General features: G+C 65.2%; 14 protein-coding genes. 4 read left to right on the top strand and 10 right to left on the bottom strand.

The genetic code is table 11. From position 1 onward, the window contains the following. Positions 1-54: 54 nt before the first annotated feature. Genes RDV55_RS01870 through RDV55_RS01880 form a run of 3 tightly spaced genes read right to left on the bottom strand, consistent with a single transcriptional unit; the run spans position 55 to position 2350 of the window. A complete protein-coding gene (locus tag RDV55_RS01870) occupies positions 55-525 on the bottom strand; it encodes a DUF6912 family protein (protein WP_111823117.1) in 471 nt (156 codons plus the stop codon). A 2-nt stretch (positions 526-527) separates the two neighbouring features. Further along, positions 528-1715: a CpaE/TadZ family protein gene (locus RDV55_RS01875; RefSeq protein ID WP_111822802.1), complete on the bottom strand. Its 1188-nt coding sequence runs from the start codon at positions 1713-1715 to the stop codon at positions 528-530. After that, positions 1712-2350: an SAF domain-containing protein gene (locus RDV55_RS01880; protein WP_428985088.1), complete on the bottom strand. Its 639-nt coding sequence runs from the start codon at positions 2348-2350 to the stop codon at positions 1712-1714. Before RDV55_RS01880 ends, RDV55_RS01875 begins: the two co-directional genes overlap by 4 nt. 145 nt (positions 2351-2495) lie before the next feature. Between RDV55_RS01880 and RDV55_RS01885 the strand changes: the two genes are divergently transcribed. Next, positions 2496-2708 (top strand): helix-turn-helix domain-containing protein, encoded by a 213-nt coding sequence (locus tag RDV55_RS01885; RefSeq protein WP_111822801.1) that lies wholly within the window; start codon positions 2496-2498, stop codon positions 2706-2708. Here the strand turns inward: RDV55_RS01885 and RDV55_RS01890 are convergent. Then, a complete protein-coding gene (locus tag RDV55_RS01890; protein ID WP_111822800.1) occupies positions 2702-3268 on the bottom strand; it encodes a hypothetical protein in 567 nt (188 codons plus the stop codon). The genes RDV55_RS01885 and RDV55_RS01890 overlap by 7 nt on opposite strands. 138 nt (positions 3269-3406) lie before the next feature. On the opposite strand from RDV55_RS01890, the gene RDV55_RS01895 reads away from it, so the two are divergent. Both RDV55_RS01895 and RDV55_RS01900 read left to right on the top strand, forming a co-directional pair. Next, on the top strand, positions 3407-4129 hold the full coding sequence (locus tag RDV55_RS01895; RefSeq protein ID WP_111822799.1) for a LysM peptidoglycan-binding domain-containing protein: 723 nt from the start codon (positions 3407-3409) through the stop codon (positions 4127-4129). 53 nt (positions 4130-4182) lie between these two features. Then, entirely contained in the window at positions 4183-4620 is a 438-nt protein-coding gene (locus RDV55_RS01900; protein WP_245907608.1) for an Rv3235 family protein, read from the top strand. A gap of 80 nt (positions 4621-4700) precedes the next feature. Here the strand turns inward: RDV55_RS01900 and secA are convergent, their stop codons facing one another. The 6 genes from secA to mtrA form a co-directional block, all read right to left on the bottom strand. Next, positions 4701-7556, bottom strand: a complete 2856-nt coding sequence (gene secA, locus RDV55_RS01905) for a preprotein translocase subunit SecA (protein WP_111822798.1) — start codon at positions 7554-7556, stop codon at positions 4701-4703. A 179-nt stretch (positions 7557-7735) separates the two neighbouring features. After that, complete coding sequence (hpf, locus tag RDV55_RS01910; protein ID WP_111822797.1) at positions 7736-8380, bottom strand: ribosome hibernation-promoting factor, HPF/YfiA family; 645 nt, start codon at positions 8378-8380, stop codon at positions 7736-7738. Positions 8381-8554: 174 nt separating this feature from the next. After that, positions 8555-9301, bottom strand: a complete 747-nt coding sequence (locus RDV55_RS01915) for a competence protein ComF (RefSeq protein ID WP_111823114.1) — start codon at positions 9299-9301, stop codon at positions 8555-8557. 5 nt (positions 9302-9306) lie between these two features. Next, entirely contained in the window at positions 9307-10953 is a 1647-nt protein-coding gene (locus RDV55_RS01920) for an LpqB family beta-propeller domain-containing protein (RefSeq protein ID WP_111822796.1), read from the bottom strand. Beyond that, positions 10950-12581 carry an MtrAB system histidine kinase MtrB gene (gene mtrB, locus RDV55_RS01925; RefSeq protein ID WP_111822795.1) on the bottom strand — a complete coding sequence of 544 codons (1632 nt, stop codon included), beginning with the start codon at positions 12579-12581 and terminating at the stop codon, positions 10950-10952. Before mtrB ends, RDV55_RS01920 begins: the two co-directional genes overlap by 4 nt. Further along, entirely contained in the window at positions 12550-13245 is a 696-nt protein-coding gene (gene mtrA, locus RDV55_RS01930) for an MtrAB system response regulator MtrA (protein WP_111822794.1), read from the bottom strand. Before mtrA ends, mtrB begins: the two co-directional genes overlap by 32 nt. A gap of 108 nt (positions 13246-13353) precedes the next feature. Between mtrA and RDV55_RS01935 the strand changes: the two genes are divergently transcribed. Beyond that, the gene (locus RDV55_RS01935) at positions 13354-14646 is read left to right on the top strand and encodes a DUF7847 domain-containing protein (protein ID WP_245907607.1); all 1293 of its coding nucleotides are present in this window, start codon (positions 13354-13356) and stop codon (positions 14644-14646) included. Positions 14647-14650: the final 4 nt, after the last annotated feature.

The raw sequence follows: 14650 nt of genomic DNA on the forward strand, positions 1-14650 counted from the left end.
GCGTGCCCGAACGGGTTTGCCGGCCGCACGCGGCGGCGCTGCACTCTGGCTGCGTCAGCCCTTGTGCAGGGCCAGGACGGCGGGCCGCTCGGAGCGGTCGAACCACGCCAGGGAGGACTCCCACAGGGCGGCCACGGCCTCGTCGGCGTCCTCCTGGGTGTCGGCACTCAGGACGGCCTGCACGGCGGGACCGGCATCGGGCAGGTCCGCCAGGATCGCAGCCACGTCCGACCAGGTGTATTCGAAGGCGGCGGCCTCGAAGATGCGGGGCTCGATCTGCTCGCCGGGAGTCAGAGTCGTCGAGGTCGGGGTGTCGACGGCCAGGACCACTCGGGCCGTGCCCGCCCCCTCCGTCTCCCGGGCCAGCTCGAGGGAGGACAGTGCCGCCTCGGTGATGGCGTCGTCCTCGAGGACCTCGATGTCCTCACCGTTCATGCCTGCTTCGGGCATGCACAGGACGCCACTGCGCACGGGGGGCAGCGGGACGGACAGGTCGGACAGGACGGCGGGAACGTAGACGCGCATGGTCACAGTGTAGGCATCCACTGCGCGACAATCGCCTCCAACGCGTCTGAGGCGTCGCAACGAGTGCCTTTCTCCCCGAGCGCTTTGCCTCGTAGGGCGGCCCGCCCGACGCCCGGGTCCTCATAGACGACGTGGAAATGGTGGTCGGGCATGAACGCGCCGATCGCGCCCTGTAGGGATGGAACCGGGTGCGGGCCAATGGCGTGCGTGCTCACGCGGTTAACGATGATGTCGACGGGCATGTCGCGCCCGTGCTCCTCCCACCAACGCGCCAGGAAGGAGAGTCTATTGATGCCTACGATGTCCCCACGTGCCACGATCACGAGCCGGTCGGCACGTTCGAGTACTCCGAGGGCGGCATCGTCGCGGCTGGCCCCTCGAGCAGTTTTTTCGAGGGATGTGGCGGCGACATCGACGACGCAGTGGCGAGCACTCAGGCGCAGCGCTCCGACGATCGATTCCATGCTCGGACGGCTCACTTCGCGCCAGCGGTGTGGAGTGACGAGTCCAGTGATGACACGCAGTCCCTCGCAGCGTTGAACACTGGCCGCATCGATGTCCTGGGGCGTGAGGGGACCGCGAGAGGCTGTGCGCGCCAACAGCGACAGGCCCGAGGCCTGGACCGGCAATCCGAGAAGGTGAGCAACCGTCGGGTTAGCGGTGTCGGCATCGACGAGAAGCGTCGGCGCACTGCGCGCGAGGATCGTCGCGATGCCGCTTGCCAGGGTAGTGCGTCCGGGGGCTCCGCTCGTTCCCCACACGGCGATGACGGCGCCCGGAGACGAGGGCGGAGGCGGCGGCTCGGGTCGTTCGTCGGCCTGGACGTCGTGGACTCGGAGGCTGCGCGTAGCGGCGATCAGTGAATTGACGACCTGTTCGGGACTGCCTGGGGCCGCGACCGAGGCGACACCGAGGGAGGCGAGCCTGGCCCGCTCCGAGTGCGGCGCGAGAGCCACGACCGACATGCCGCACGCGCGCAGCGCTTCGACGGTCTCGACCGTCATGTCCGGGTCACTGCCGTCGATAACGGCCAGGTCTGCGACGCCCGCACGGGCCGCAGCGACAACCTCGGCGAGGTCGGCGCAACGCCGGACGATAGCCAGGGTCTCGGAGTGCTCTTGTATCGCCTGAATGAGAGGTGCCTCGTATCGCTGATCGGCGAGGATGACGACCCCGTGGACGGATGTCATGACGCACCGACCGGGACGGCAGCGAGGCCGTCTGACGAGCTTTGCGCGGCCAGGAGGACGGGCAGCGACTGGGAGTTAGCGAGGATCTCGATGCGCTGTCCCCTCCTCGTCTGGGACGATGACGGGGCATCGATCGTGCGTACGAACGTGAAAGACCCCTCGATCTCACGCGCCGGTGCGGTTCCTTGTGCCTGCGTGCGCGTGGGAACGGTCCACAGTCGAATCTTGGTCCCATCCGCTACCCCATCCGGCAGGCCGGTCGTCACGGTCACAGCGAGACGCACCGTATCCCCCGTGTTTTCGGGTGCCCCCTGCGCGATATCGGAACGCATGAGAATCTGGCCGGGCGCGAGCTGACGGGTCGCGACGGATCCCATCGGCGCCTCGGATGTTGGGGCATAAACGGAGTCATCCACACGCAGGACGACTTCGCGCACGTTGTCGGCGGTGATGACGTCGCCGGGCGCGATAGTGCTCGTCACGGTGTAGACGCGGGTTCCTCCCCTCAGGAGCCCGCTCAGGACACTGAAGGCGATGACGGACGCGATGACGAGGACCACTCCGATGATGAATCGGCGGTCCACCTTGCCTGGGGTGCGCGTCGGAATCGACACTGAAGCTGAGACGCGTTTCACTCCTCTATAATGCACCGTCAACCGAAAAAACGGTAGGTTGTCGGCTATCCATCAGAATCAACAGACCCCATCGGCCAGATGACAGACAAAAAATTGCCGACTCAAACCAATCAAACGAAGCAATCACAACTGATAGCATGTTGTCATGGCAACACGATTCCTCACTCTCGCTGATGTCGCCGAGACCCTGAATCTCACAATGTCAGCCACCCGCGCCCTCGTTTCCTCCGGCGAACTCCCGGCCATCCAGGTCGGCGGCAAGCACGTGTGGAGGATCGAAGAATCGGTCCTGGAGCAGTTCATTCAGGACCAATACGTCGCGACGCGCGAGCGTCAGAAGGCGGACAACAATCAGTAATCGGCTGACCATCGCTGGCCGACAACGCGGAGACGACGAAGCCCCGCAAGCGCCAGCGAAACGGTCATCCCTTCCTGTTCATCGCGCCCGTCATAGCTGATGGCCGCACCGCTGAGAGCGACATCGACGTGGTCCGCATAGACCGCGTCGATGACGCCTCTGTGGTCACCACCGTCAGATTCGATGGCGACGCCGACCCTGCGAGCACTCAGCTCACGCAGCACGTGCCCAACACCGACACCACCCCTGATCGATGACTCCCGGGCGACGCTGCGCCCCAGAGGCCAGGCACCAACGACGGCGGACAGCATGACGAGGCTGTCGCCGCCCTCACCGCGCATGAGCACCCAGGTTCGAGTCGAATCAAGGACCTGACCCGACACGACCTGCCCGCCGCGCAACGCGAGGCTGACACCACCCACGACGCCAGCGAGCCGTGCCGACAGAGTGACAGACGCACGCTCAGCATCCGTGAGCTCATCGATGAGCTCCTCCAGGTCGCGCACGCGCTGCTCTTCAAAGCGCGATTCCAGCTCGGCAATGAATGCTGACATATCCATATCCATACGATGCCACACCCCAGGAAGAAGCGCCGCACATCACATTTTTATATCAATATTCCCAACGTATTGACATATACTGATACGAAGCGCATAGTTAGCTGCATCGAATCCGTCTCACTCAACGAAGAGTTCACCATGACTGATGATTCACGTACTCCCCCGGGGCAGGCACACCTGTCCGACGCATTTCTCTGGCTGGTCGGCGCCCCACTGACCATCCTTGATGGCCTGTACCTGTCCAGACTCGCACCCCCCATTGAGCCTGAGCGTCCGGAGACTCTCATCCTGCGGATACTTGGCGTGCTCGCCTTCCTCCTGCTGTCCTGGAGCCTCCTCAGCTCGGCATGCGCCCACCTCGCCCTCCTGCGGGGTGCCCCACCCGTGCTGCGCCGAGTCGCACACGCACTTGTCCTGCGCTGCGGAACGAAGCTCTCGCGCTCGTTGCTCGCCCGGGCGGGCGCCAGCGCGCTCATCGGCTCCGCGCTGGTGACCGTCGCTCCCGTCGCCGCGTCGATCGCGACGCCCCAGGAGAACCCATCGGCGGGCGTGTCGCTGACGTGGGCGGATAGCCCACATGCCGTGGACGCCACGCAAGAGCCACCACAGACGTCGCCGGCAACTCAGGCCGGTCCTCCAAAGGACTCATCCCCACCACCTGCATCGGATGATCCCGATTCGGCCACGGTGTCGGTCGGCGATTCACTGTGGTCGATCGCCGCATCCCTCCGCCCAGGAGCCGACGACGCGGACATCGACGCGACGTGGCGCGCAATTTACGAGGCCAACGCGGACACTATCTCCGACCCGGACCTCATCCACCCCGGACAGCGACTCACTCTCCCCCAGGACCTGCCATGAGCACCCGAATCGCACCCAGATCTCGCATTGACGAACCACGAATGAGGCGAGCGGTGCCAACAGGGTCACGACCCGCTCACCCAATCCAGCCCGCACCCTTCCGCTGGAGCCGCAACGAGACGCTCCCCCACGTCGACTCGCCCTCTCGCATTCCTCAGCCCACACGCGCTGGCGTCTCGCTCGGGCTGCCCGACGCCGAGCAGTGGGCAGCCACACTCGCGCGCGCGATCGTTGAGGTGGTCACCGGGGCGCGACAGGCCCCGCAGCTGCGACGCTGGCTCCTTCCCGAGCTCTACGGCGCTCTCACCGCCGTCCACCTCTCACCCTGCGCGCGCGGAACACGGCCAGTCCACGTTCGCACATGCTCGATCGATGCAGCGACCACCGAGGCCGCAGTCATCGTCTCGACCGCTGCCCGCACGTACGCGCTCGCCCTGCGCCTCGAGGCATACCGCGGACGCTGGATGATGACGGCTCTCGAGCTCGCCTGACCCTGTCGATGGGTCACACCCACGAACCCAAAACGGGTGAGGGGCTCCCGCAGGAACCCCTCACCCGTTTGATGTGCCGCTCAGCGACGGCGGCGCTTCTTGGCGGCCGCTCGACGCTCCGCACGATTGCCGCCAGACGACGACCCGGCCGCCTCGGTGCCCTCGGCGGAGGTGTAGCTCACGCGGCTCGGAGCCTTCGCGCGACCCACGTTACCCATGACCGAGCGAGCGTGAGCCACGGCCTCGCGCGCAGCCTCGGAGGAGGCGGACTCGGCGGCGGCAACCTCTTCTACGGAGGGCTCGGTGGTCTCGGTGGTCTGAGACGAGGCGGGGGCCGGCTCGGGAGCAACGGTCGCGGACGCGATCGAGCCACCGGCTTCCTCCTCGGCCGCGGCAAGCGCGCGCTCGAACTGCTTGGCGTAAGAGAACACCTGCTGGACGGACTCCTCGCGGATGCGCTCAACCATCGCCTGGAACATCTGCGCACCCTCGTCCTTGTACTCGACGAGCGGGTCACGCTGACCCATCGCGCGCAGGCCGATGCCTTCCTTCAGGTAGTCCATCTCGTAGAGGTGCTCGCGCCACAGGCGGTCCACCACGGAGATGACGACGCGACGTTCGAGAGTGCGCGTAGGCTCCTCGCCCAGCTGCGCCTGGGCCAGCGGATTGGCATTGAGGCGATCCTCGGTGTCCGCGTAGACCGCGTGAATGTCACCGACCAGCTCATTCACCAGGTCATCGCGCACGAGGGACGCTGCACCCCCGTGTTCCTCCTCGACCTCGCCAATCGTGACCGACGGCGGGTAGTAGCCTCGCAGGTTCTCCCACAGGGAAGGAAGATCCCACTCGTCCACGGACTTGTCGGCGATAGCCTCATCAACCAGGCCGGTCACGAGAGATTCCATGAAGGCGCGCATCTGCGGCCCCATGTCCTCGCCCTCGAGCACCTTGCGACGCTCGCGGTAGATGGTCTCGCGCTGCCCCGTCATGACGTCGTCGTACTTCAGGACGTTCTTGCGGATCTCGAAGTTGCGCGCCTCCACCTGGTGCTGGGCCGACGCGATCGACCGCGACACCATGCGGTTCTCCAGGGGCATGTCCTCCGGGTAGGCACCCGAGGCCATGATGCGCTGGGCCATCCCCGAGTTAAACAGGCGCATCAGGTCGTCTTCCATCGACAGGTAGAAGCGTGACTCGCCCGGGTCACCCTGACGGCCGCTTCGACCACGCAGCTGATTGTCGATACGACGCGACTCGTGGCGCTCCGAACCGAGCACGTACAGGCCGCCCAGCTCACGCACCTCCTCGCGCTCGGCCTCGACGGCTTCCTCCGCGGCTGCAAGGGCCTTAGGCCACGCCTCGCGGTACTCCTCCGGATTCTCCTTCGGGTCGATCCCTTCGGCGGCCAGGTTCTTCTGAGCGATAACCTCCGAGTTACCGCCCAGCATGATGTCCGTGCCACGACCGGCCATATTCGTCGCCACCGTGACGGCCCCCTTGCGACCGGCCATCGCGACGATGGCGGCCTCGCGGGCATGCTGCTTGGCGTTGAGCACCTCGTGCGGAATGCGCTTCTTCTTGAGCATCTGGCTCAGCAGCTCGGACTTTTCGACCGAGGCGGTACCGATGAGGACCGGCTGACCGGCCTCGTGACGCTCCATGACGTCCTCGATGATCGCATTCAGCTTGCCCTGCTCCGTCGGGTAAACGAGGTCGGACTGGTCCTTGCGGATCATCGGCTTGTTCGTGGGGATCGGGATGACGTCGATCTTGTAGGTCGACGCGAACTCCGCGGCCTCGGTCTCAGCCGTACCGGTCATACCGGAGCGCGAGCCCTCGGGATACAGACGGAAGTAATTCTGCAGTGTGATCGTGGCGAGAGTCTGGTTCTCGGCCTTGATCTCCACGTTTTCCTTGGCCTCAATCGCCTGGTGCATACCGTCGTTGTAACGGCGCCCCGGCAGCACGCGACCCGTGTGCTCGTCAACGATGAGGACCTCACCGTCATCCACGATGTAGTCGCGGTCCTTGAAGAACAGCTCCTTGGCGCGGATCGCGTTGTTGAGGAAGCCGATCAGCGGCGTGTTCGCGGCCTCGTAGAGGTTCTCCACACCCAGCTGGTCCTCGACCTTGTCGATGCCCGGTTCCAGGATGCCGACGGTCTTCTTCTTCTCGTCGACCTCGTAGTCCTCGTCGCGCGTGAGAAGGCGAGAAATGCGAGCGAATTCCATGTACCAGCGGTTCAGGTCGCCGTCCGCGGGGCCCGAAATGATGAGGGGGGTACGGGCCTCGTCAATCAGAATCGAGTCAACCTCATCGACGATGACGAAGGCGTGGCCGCGCTGGACCATATCCTCGGGCACCTGCGCCATGTTGTCGCGCAGGTAGTCGAAGCCGAACTCGTTGTTCGTGCCGTAGGTGATGTCGCAAGCGTACATCTCGCGACGCTCGGCTGGCGTCTGGCCCACGAGGATGCAGCCGCATGTCAGGCCCAGGAAGTTGTAGACGCGGCTCATGATGTCCGACTGGTACTGCGCCAGGTAGTCGTTGACCGTCACGACGTGAACGCCCTTGCCGGTGAGAGCTCGCAGGTAGGAGGGCATCGTGGCGACCAGGGTCTTACCTTCACCGGTCTTCATTTCCGCAATCTTGCCCTGGTGCAGCGCGATGCCGCCCATGACCTGAACGTGGAAGGGACGCATGCGCAGGATGCGCCACGAGGCCTCGCGGACCGTCGCGAACGCCTCGACCAGGATGTCGTCCAGTGTCTCGCCCTCTTCGAGGCGGTCCTTGAACTCCTGAGTCTTTGCCTGCAGCTCCTCGTCAGTCAGAGCCTCGAAGTCCTCCTGCATGGCATCAACCTGCGACGCAAGCCGGTCCAGCTTGCGCAGCATACGCCCTTCGCCTGCGCGAAGGATCTTGTCAATAATCGACACGAATAGCTCCTGATGTCTATAGCCCGCTCCCTTGTAGAGCAGACAGTCAAATCCACCCATTAGTTTACGAACTAACTGCCCAAAGTGGAAACGCCCGCGCAAACATGGACGCAATTAACGCTCAGAGCACAAGGGGGCGCCCCGGACTAGGTGCCCGGGGCGCCGCGGTTCTTCAACCGTCAGACTGTCGTGTTCAAGCGAAGCACGCCGTACGTCCACCCGTGGCGGTGGTAGACGACGCACGGCTGGTTCGTGTCCTTGTCGACGAAGAGGAAGAAGGGGTGTCCAACCATCATCATCTGATCGAGGGCCTCATCCACGCTCATGGGCGGGGCCTCGTGCACCTTCTGACGGACGATGATCGGGGTGTCACCCCACTGCTCCTCGCGGGCCTCTCCGACCTTCAGGTCCTCAGCGCTGCGCAGCGGCTTGGGGGCCTCGGGTTCTGCTGCGGCCACCTCTTCGACGACGGGAGCTTCGAGGATTTCGGCTTCGGCCAGGTCGCGCGGGTACCGGCGGCGGTGGTCCTTGACGCGATCGCGCAGGCGGCGCAGGCGCTCGTAGAGCTTGCCGGCGGCAATATCGACGGCCGCGTAGCGATCGGCGGACTTGGCCTCAGCACGGATGATCGGGCCCTTACCGTAGACGGTCAGCTCGATACGCTCGGCGGTGTCGGCCTGGCGGGGGTTACGTTCATGAGTCAGCTCCACATCGACGCGCTGAGCACGCGGGTAGAACTGAGTGATCTTCGAAACCTTCTCCTCCACGTAGTCCCTGAAATTCGGGTGAATCTCGGCATTACGTGCGACGACGGTGATGTCCATGTGTTTCCTCCATGGTGTGCGGCGGGCATCGTTGCCCGCAGGTGGGGATTGTTCGGTGCTCACTGCCCGAACCGTGGTCTGAGCTATCACCTCCCGCACTGACATGAGGAGCGTCCCTACTGCTCACGCTATCGAAAGTCTGTGGCAACATCATACCCCAGGCGGTGACCTGCGTCATGCGATAAGCCCGGGTCGGCAGATCGCCGCGACAGCGTCGATCCTGCCCAACACACGCTCCATCTCCCGGATCGTCGCGCCCGTCGTCACCACGTCATCCACCGCAACAACGAGGGCTCCATGCCCCGGGACCGCGAGCGCGCGCATCGACCCTATGCGCCCCACCGTGCGCTGCGCCCCGACCTTGCCCGACTGCGAGGACGCACCCACGCGCAGACGCACCGCATCCACCACGCGCACGCGCACGCCCGGCCGCGCGCTCGCCGCCAGCGCTCGGGCGGCGGCTCTCGCCAGCGGCAGAGCCACCTGTCGGCCGCGCAGGCGCCTCTTCCACGAGGAGGGCGCGGGCACAACCCACACGTCCACCGCGCGCCCCTCCGACGACGCCCTCCCTCCAGGGGAACCCAACGCGGCGGCGGGCGAGGCCGCCACGCCCAGCACCTGCGCCAGTGCGGTGCCGAGGACTGCCCCGGCCTCGTGAAGAACGTCGGTCACGTCGGTGCGCGAGGAATGTTTCGCGGTCAAGACGATACGCCGCAGCGGCCCGGAGTAGTCCCCCACGGCAGCGAGGGGAATCGGGCCTCGCGCACCGTCCAGGGATGTGAGACGAGCGGGGCCACCCACCAAACATCGACAGGACTGACACAGGACCTCGTCCCACGCGCGGCAGCCGGCGCATTGCGCGGGCAGGAGCGCGCCAACGAGGCCCCTCGCGAGGGCACTCAGACCGCATGCTGCCGCCATGTCTCTCACCCCGCGTAGCGCGCGGAGGTCAGCCCGTCGGGGACGTTTTGCCACAGGGCACCCGAGCGGATCAGAACCTGTTCTTTGCCTGCGGCATCGGTGCCGGTGATGACGACTAAGGATGAGGATCCTCCGGCACTCATCGACGCCACGCGGATTGGGAGGGAGACGTTCGAGGGCAGGCCGCCGAGGGGCATCGTGACCAGCTGATCTTCCTCGCCCGACTCGCGCACGGCAAGGACGAGTCCAGTCGATGTCGTCCACGAGACGTCCACAACCGATCCGTGTTCGACGGGAATCTGTTCGAGTGATCGAATGGCCACCGGACGACCGCTCGCTTCTCTTTCGACGACGCCGACCCAGGCGGTCGCGTCGCTGCCTCGCAGGACGAGGGCGCGCGTGCCGTCGGGGGAAATGCGCACCGCGTGAATCTGCCCATCGCTCTCGGACTCCACGCTCACGCTGAACGCACCGTCCACTCCCCCACCGACACTGACTGACGAGGCCGTGGCCGAACCCCACACCCAACCGAAACGATCGACCGACGGACCCAGAGGCACCCGACCGGGCAGGAAGGCAACCGCCGTCCCGCCGCGCTGCGCGTACACCCCGTCGCTCCCGCTCCAGGCAACCAGAGACGAATCCACGGGGGAGACGGTCGGATTAGAAGCGTCGGAGACTGAGTTCAGCTCCGTCACGGCCGAGGATGAGACGAGCCCGACCCCACCTGAGCCGGCGCCCACGAGGGTATCCAGGGAGTAGTTCGGCGGTGCCGGAACTGCCTGCATATCCAGCACTTCACCGGACAATGACACGTGTACCTGCGACACGTCCGCCACCTGGGTAAGGGTGCGAACGAGTTCCCACGCGAGGCTCGTCCGCGCGCCCTCGCCGCCGGGCATCACGGCGTTGAGCTCGACGCGTGCCACCCCATCGGTGACGTCAAGGCCCTGGGAGGGCACGGTCGTGCCCGCAGGAATCGCGTTGAGCGTCACGGACTCCAGGGACTGGCGGGGTCCTTCGACGAGTCCCGCAAGCAGGTGCGAGGCGAGTCGCCGTGAGGGGTACCAGCGCGGATCAGCGACCAGGTCACCCCCTTCGTTCGTCGGGAAATAGAGGTTCGCGAGGGAAAACGAGGCCGTGAAGGCGGCGCGACTCATCAACACCATGTTCTCGGGGCTGTTGATCCGCCACTGGCCGTCCTCGCGTAGGAGGGTGAACGTGCGCGACACGGTCGAAGCAGCCACTCGGGTCAGCACACCGCTCGCGTCGATGCTGGCGACACCGAGAACAGAGACCGTCACATCCACCTCGGAAGCGTTCTCCGATCCGGAACTCACCGACGGCGCCGTATCCGTGTCGTACACAAGGATCTCCGTCTCCGGCTGCCAGGAGCGCGCCGATGCTGCGGTCAGGAACAGGCGCGCGGTCGTGTAGTCATCCTGAGGGCCTGCGGCGCAGGCGAGCAGGAAGTCATTAACCAGGGTCGCGGCGTCGGCCCCGTCGGTGGGTCCTTCCGCGGAAAACTGGATGCCGCTACCGTCCCTGGCAGACACGTCGAAGGGTGCAGGGGACGATGAGGTCGGAAGCGAGGTGCATCCGGCGAGGGCAAGGCAGGTCGCGAGGGCAAGGAACATCACTCGGCGTCTCATTCGTCCTCCCACAGTGCCAGGGGTCGGCTGTTAATGTCCTCGCCCGCCTTCTTCGGCAGGGTCATCAGGAAGGAGGCTCCGCGTCCGGGCTGGCCGTACGCCTGCAGGCACCCGCCGTGGATGGCCACGTCTTCGGTCGCGATCGCGAGGCCGAGGCCGGTGCCGCCGGTCGTGCGTGCGCGCGCAGTATCCGCCCGGAAGAAGCGGTCGAACACGTGGTCTGCGACCTCCTGGGTCATTCCCACTCCGCGATCGCGTACTCGGCAGGCAACGTCGCTCCCGGTCGTCGCGAGTGTAATCGTGACGGTGGTGCCGTCAGCATGTTCGATCGCATTGACGACAAGGTTGCGGATGACGCGCTCGATGCGGCGTTCGTCGACCTCGGCGGCCACGCGTACGGGGGCGATTATTTCGACGCTGACTCCCTGGCGCTCTGCGAGATCCCGACACCCCTCGACGACGCGGCTGACGATGGGTCTCAGGTCGCGGTCCTCTGCATCGAGCAGCGCGCTCGCAGCGTCGTAGCGAGAGATCTCGAGCAGGTCTGCGAGCATCTGTTCCATGCGCTCGGTCTGATCGTGCAGCAGCTCGGCGGAGCGGCGTGCGTGGGCGGGTAGATCGTCGCGGTTATCCCAGACAATATCCTCGGCCATGCGAATCGTCGTCAACGGCGTGCGCAGCTCGTGGGACACGTCGGATACGAAGCGTTGCTGCAGTTTGGCAAGCTCGTCGTATCGCGAAATGGTGTCTTGTAGCGAGGACGTCATCGCGTTGAAGGCACGTCCCAGATCCGCCATCTCGTCGTCGCCGCGGACGTCGACGCGCACATCCAGGTCGCCCTCCGAGGCCCTCGCGGCAGCTTGGGCAGTGACGCGCACAGGCAGGAGCAGGCGGTGCAGGAGGGCGAACACGCCGATCGGCAGCGCGACGATGATGGGCAGGGCCGACAGGAAGAGAACCCGTAGGACAACGTCAACCTGCGCCTGATCGGCCGACAGTGAATAGAGGATGTACAGCTCGTGTGTGCCCGCGCGGGGCAGCTGAACCTGAGTACCAACCAGGATCCCCGGTTCTTCCTTGTTGCCGTCAGCAGAACGGATAGCGACCGACTGCCATTGCGCTCCTCCCCCGGCGACCGCGGCGCGCATCTCGCCGGTTACGAGGGCGTGCATCTGCTCATCCTCGATCTGGTTGATACGCAGCGAGGCCGTGGTACCTTCCGAGCGCAGCAGCGCCACGTTCGTCGCGCCCGCGCCGGCCGCCGATGCCTTGAGCGAGGCCAACGCGCCGCGCGCAGACTCCTGCACCTGAGCCGGGGACGAGGCTGTCGAGGATGAGAAAACGGACTGAGCGGAAGAGAATCGCAAGGAAGCGTCCGCCAGGATCGCGTCCTTGCGCGTCTCGAACATGGATGTGCGCAACTGGGAGGCAATGATCACGCCGAATACGACAACGATGACGAGAGTGGCAACCGTGATCGCGAGGGCTATTCTGGCCGACAGGGAGTGGCGGATGCGGCTAGCGAGGTGCGACGAGGCGAGGAAGACCCATGGCCTCGAGGTTGTGATGGCGCGCAGCAGGTGCCTCAGCGCGTCCCTACGCCCCTGCGCCTGCGCCTGCGCCTGCACGGTACCCAACCCCGCGGACGGTGACAACGAGCTCGGGGCGCTCGGGGTCACGTTCGATCTTCGAACGCAGACGCTGCACGTGGACGTTCACGAGCCTCGTGTCGGCCGCGTGACGATAGCCCCACACCTGTTCGAGGAGTTCCTCGCGCGAGAAAACCTTCCACGGCGCACGCGCCAGCGTCACCAACAGATCGAATTCAAGAGGTGTCAGGGCGATGACGCGCCCCTGACGCTTGACGATATGCCCGGCCACGTCGATGGACAGGTCCTGCAGGGCGAGGCCCTCTTCCGCCTGCGCATCCTCACGCCCGCGCAGGCGGGCACGCACGCGGGCCACCAGCTCTTTAGGCTTGAAAGGCTTGGGCACGTAGTCGTCCGCTCCGGCTTCCAGGCCCATCACCACGTCAGATGTGTCAGAACGGGCGGTCAACATAACGATCGGGGCATCCGACACGCGTCGAATCGCTCGGCACACGTCGAAGCCATCCATTCCGGGCAGCATTACGTCGAGCAGAACCAGGTCCGGATGGTGTTCCTGGAAGTGGGCCAACGCTTGCGATCCATCGGCACAAAAGACGACGTCGAAGCCCTCGTTCTGGAGGACAATGCCGATCATCTCGGCCAGGGCGACGTCGTCGTCGACGACCAGGATGCGCGAACTCATGTCACGATAGTGTCACGAAATCGTCACGAACGCAGAAGACTCGCGCATCAATGACCCAATTTATCGCCTGGACAAGGTTTCACGTGACCGTAGCGTATGGCAGGATTGATGACAGCAGAGACTATCAACATGGAGGCACGCATGAGCTCCCCGTGGACCGCTCCCGACTCGCCGACCCCGTATCAGGCCACCCCGTCACAGCCAGGCACGTCAGGTGACCAGGCGTTTGGTGCCCAGCCCGGCTACGGGGCGCAACCCGGCTACGGGGCGCAACCCGGCTACGGGGCGCAACCCGGATACGGGGCGCAGCCCGGCTACGGTGCCCAGCCCGGCTACGGGGCGCAACCCGGCTACGGGGCACAACCCGGAGGCGCAGGCCAGCAGGGTTATGCGTCGCAACCCGGCGCTTCCGGCTACAGCGTGAACTCCAACCAGTGGGGTTGGGAGTCCAAGCCCGGCATCATTCCGCTGCGCCCGCTGACGATCGGTGACCTGATGAGCGGTTCCTTCGCCGCGATCCGCCAGAACCCGAAGATTCTTTTCGGCTTCACCATGGCGGTCATGGCGGTCATGGCGCTCATCACCATGGTGACGGCTTTCCTCCCGACCGCCCTCGGGTCGGTCACCAGCTCGAGGGACCCCCAGGCCTCACTGTCGGGTACGGAGGACTTGGCAGTCCTGCTGCTGACCAATTTGGCATCGCAGGGTGTACAGATGCTGACGACGGTCGCAGGCACCACGATCATTATGGGCATCCTGGCGAGCGCCGTCTCTCAGATGATGATCGGGAACAAGGTGACGCTCTCGCAGGCTTGGGCCATGACCCAGCCGCGACTGGGCGCTCTCATCGGCACGGTCCTTCTCCTCGGTATCGTCTCGTCGATCCCGTTCCTCATCTCGCTCGTTCTCTTCCTCGTCGCCTTCTATTTTGCCCTCACCTCTGAGTCGTCCCAGTGGCTGGCCCTGCTCTGTTTCCTCATCCTTATCCCTGGTTTTGTCGGCTCATACTTCCTCTCCATCAAGTTCACATTTGCCTCGGTCGTGACGGTTCTGGAAGAGATCGGACCTGTCGCCGCCTTGAAGCGCTCGTGGAGTCTCATCAAGGACTACTTCTGGTCGACTCTCGGCCGCATCATCCTCGTCTCACTCGTCGCCGGTTTTATCGCCGGTTTCATCGGCGGATTCATCGGTGTTTTCGGGGGGATCGCGCTGTTCTCCACGGCCGACAACGACACGGGTTCGATGATCGTCGCTGCGGTCATGGCTGGTCTGACCACCCTTGCCAGCGGCGTCGTCATGCCGTTGACCGCGACTTACGAGACGCTCATGTACGCGGACCTGCGTATCCGTAAGGAAAACTTCGCGGCGGTCCTCCTCCAGGCGAGCGCCCAGCCTCAGTGAGTCC

The sequence above is a fragment of the Schaalia odontolytica genome (assembly GCF_031191545.1).
In the GTDB taxonomy this organism is placed as follows: Bacteria; Actinomycetota; Actinomycetes; order Actinomycetales; family Actinomycetaceae; genus Pauljensenia; species Pauljensenia odontolytica.

What these genes read in the sequence shown, in the direction of transcription:
- hpf (WP_111822797.1), bottom strand. Translation starts at nt 8,380, where the DNA reads ATGGACATCACCGTCGTCGCACGTAATGCCGAGATTCACCCGAATTTC.
- RDV55_RS01935 (WP_245907607.1), top strand. Translation starts at nt 13,354, where the DNA reads ATGACAGCAGAGACTATCAACATGGAGGCACGCATGAGCTCCCCGTGG.
- RDV55_RS01875 (WP_111822802.1), bottom strand. Translation starts at nt 1,715, where the DNA reads ATGACATCCGTCCACGGGGTCGTCATCCTCGCCGATCAGCGATACGAG.
- RDV55_RS01895 (WP_111822799.1), top strand. Translation starts at nt 3,407, where the DNA reads ATGACTGATGATTCACGTACTCCCCCGGGGCAGGCACACCTGTCCGAC.
- mtrA (WP_111822794.1), bottom strand. Translation starts at nt 13,245, where the DNA reads ATGAGTTCGCGCATCCTGGTCGTCGACGACGACGTCGCCCTGGCCGAG.
- RDV55_RS01890 (WP_111822800.1), bottom strand. Translation starts at nt 3,268, where the DNA reads ATGGATATGTCAGCATTCATTGCCGAGCTGGAATCGCGCTTTGAAGAG.
- RDV55_RS01885 (WP_111822801.1), top strand. Translation starts at nt 2,496, where the DNA reads ATGGCAACACGATTCCTCACTCTCGCTGATGTCGCCGAGACCCTGAAT.
- RDV55_RS01920 (WP_111822796.1), bottom strand. Translation starts at nt 10,953, where the DNA reads ATGAGACGCCGAGTGATGTTCCTTGCCCTCGCGACCTGCCTTGCCCTC.
- RDV55_RS01870 (WP_111823117.1), bottom strand. Translation starts at nt 525, where the DNA reads ATGCGCGTCTACGTTCCCGCCGTCCTGTCCGACCTGTCCGTCCCGCTG.
- RDV55_RS01915 (WP_111823114.1), bottom strand. Translation starts at nt 9,301, where the DNA reads ATGGCGGCAGCATGCGGTCTGAGTGCCCTCGCGAGGGGCCTCGTTGGC.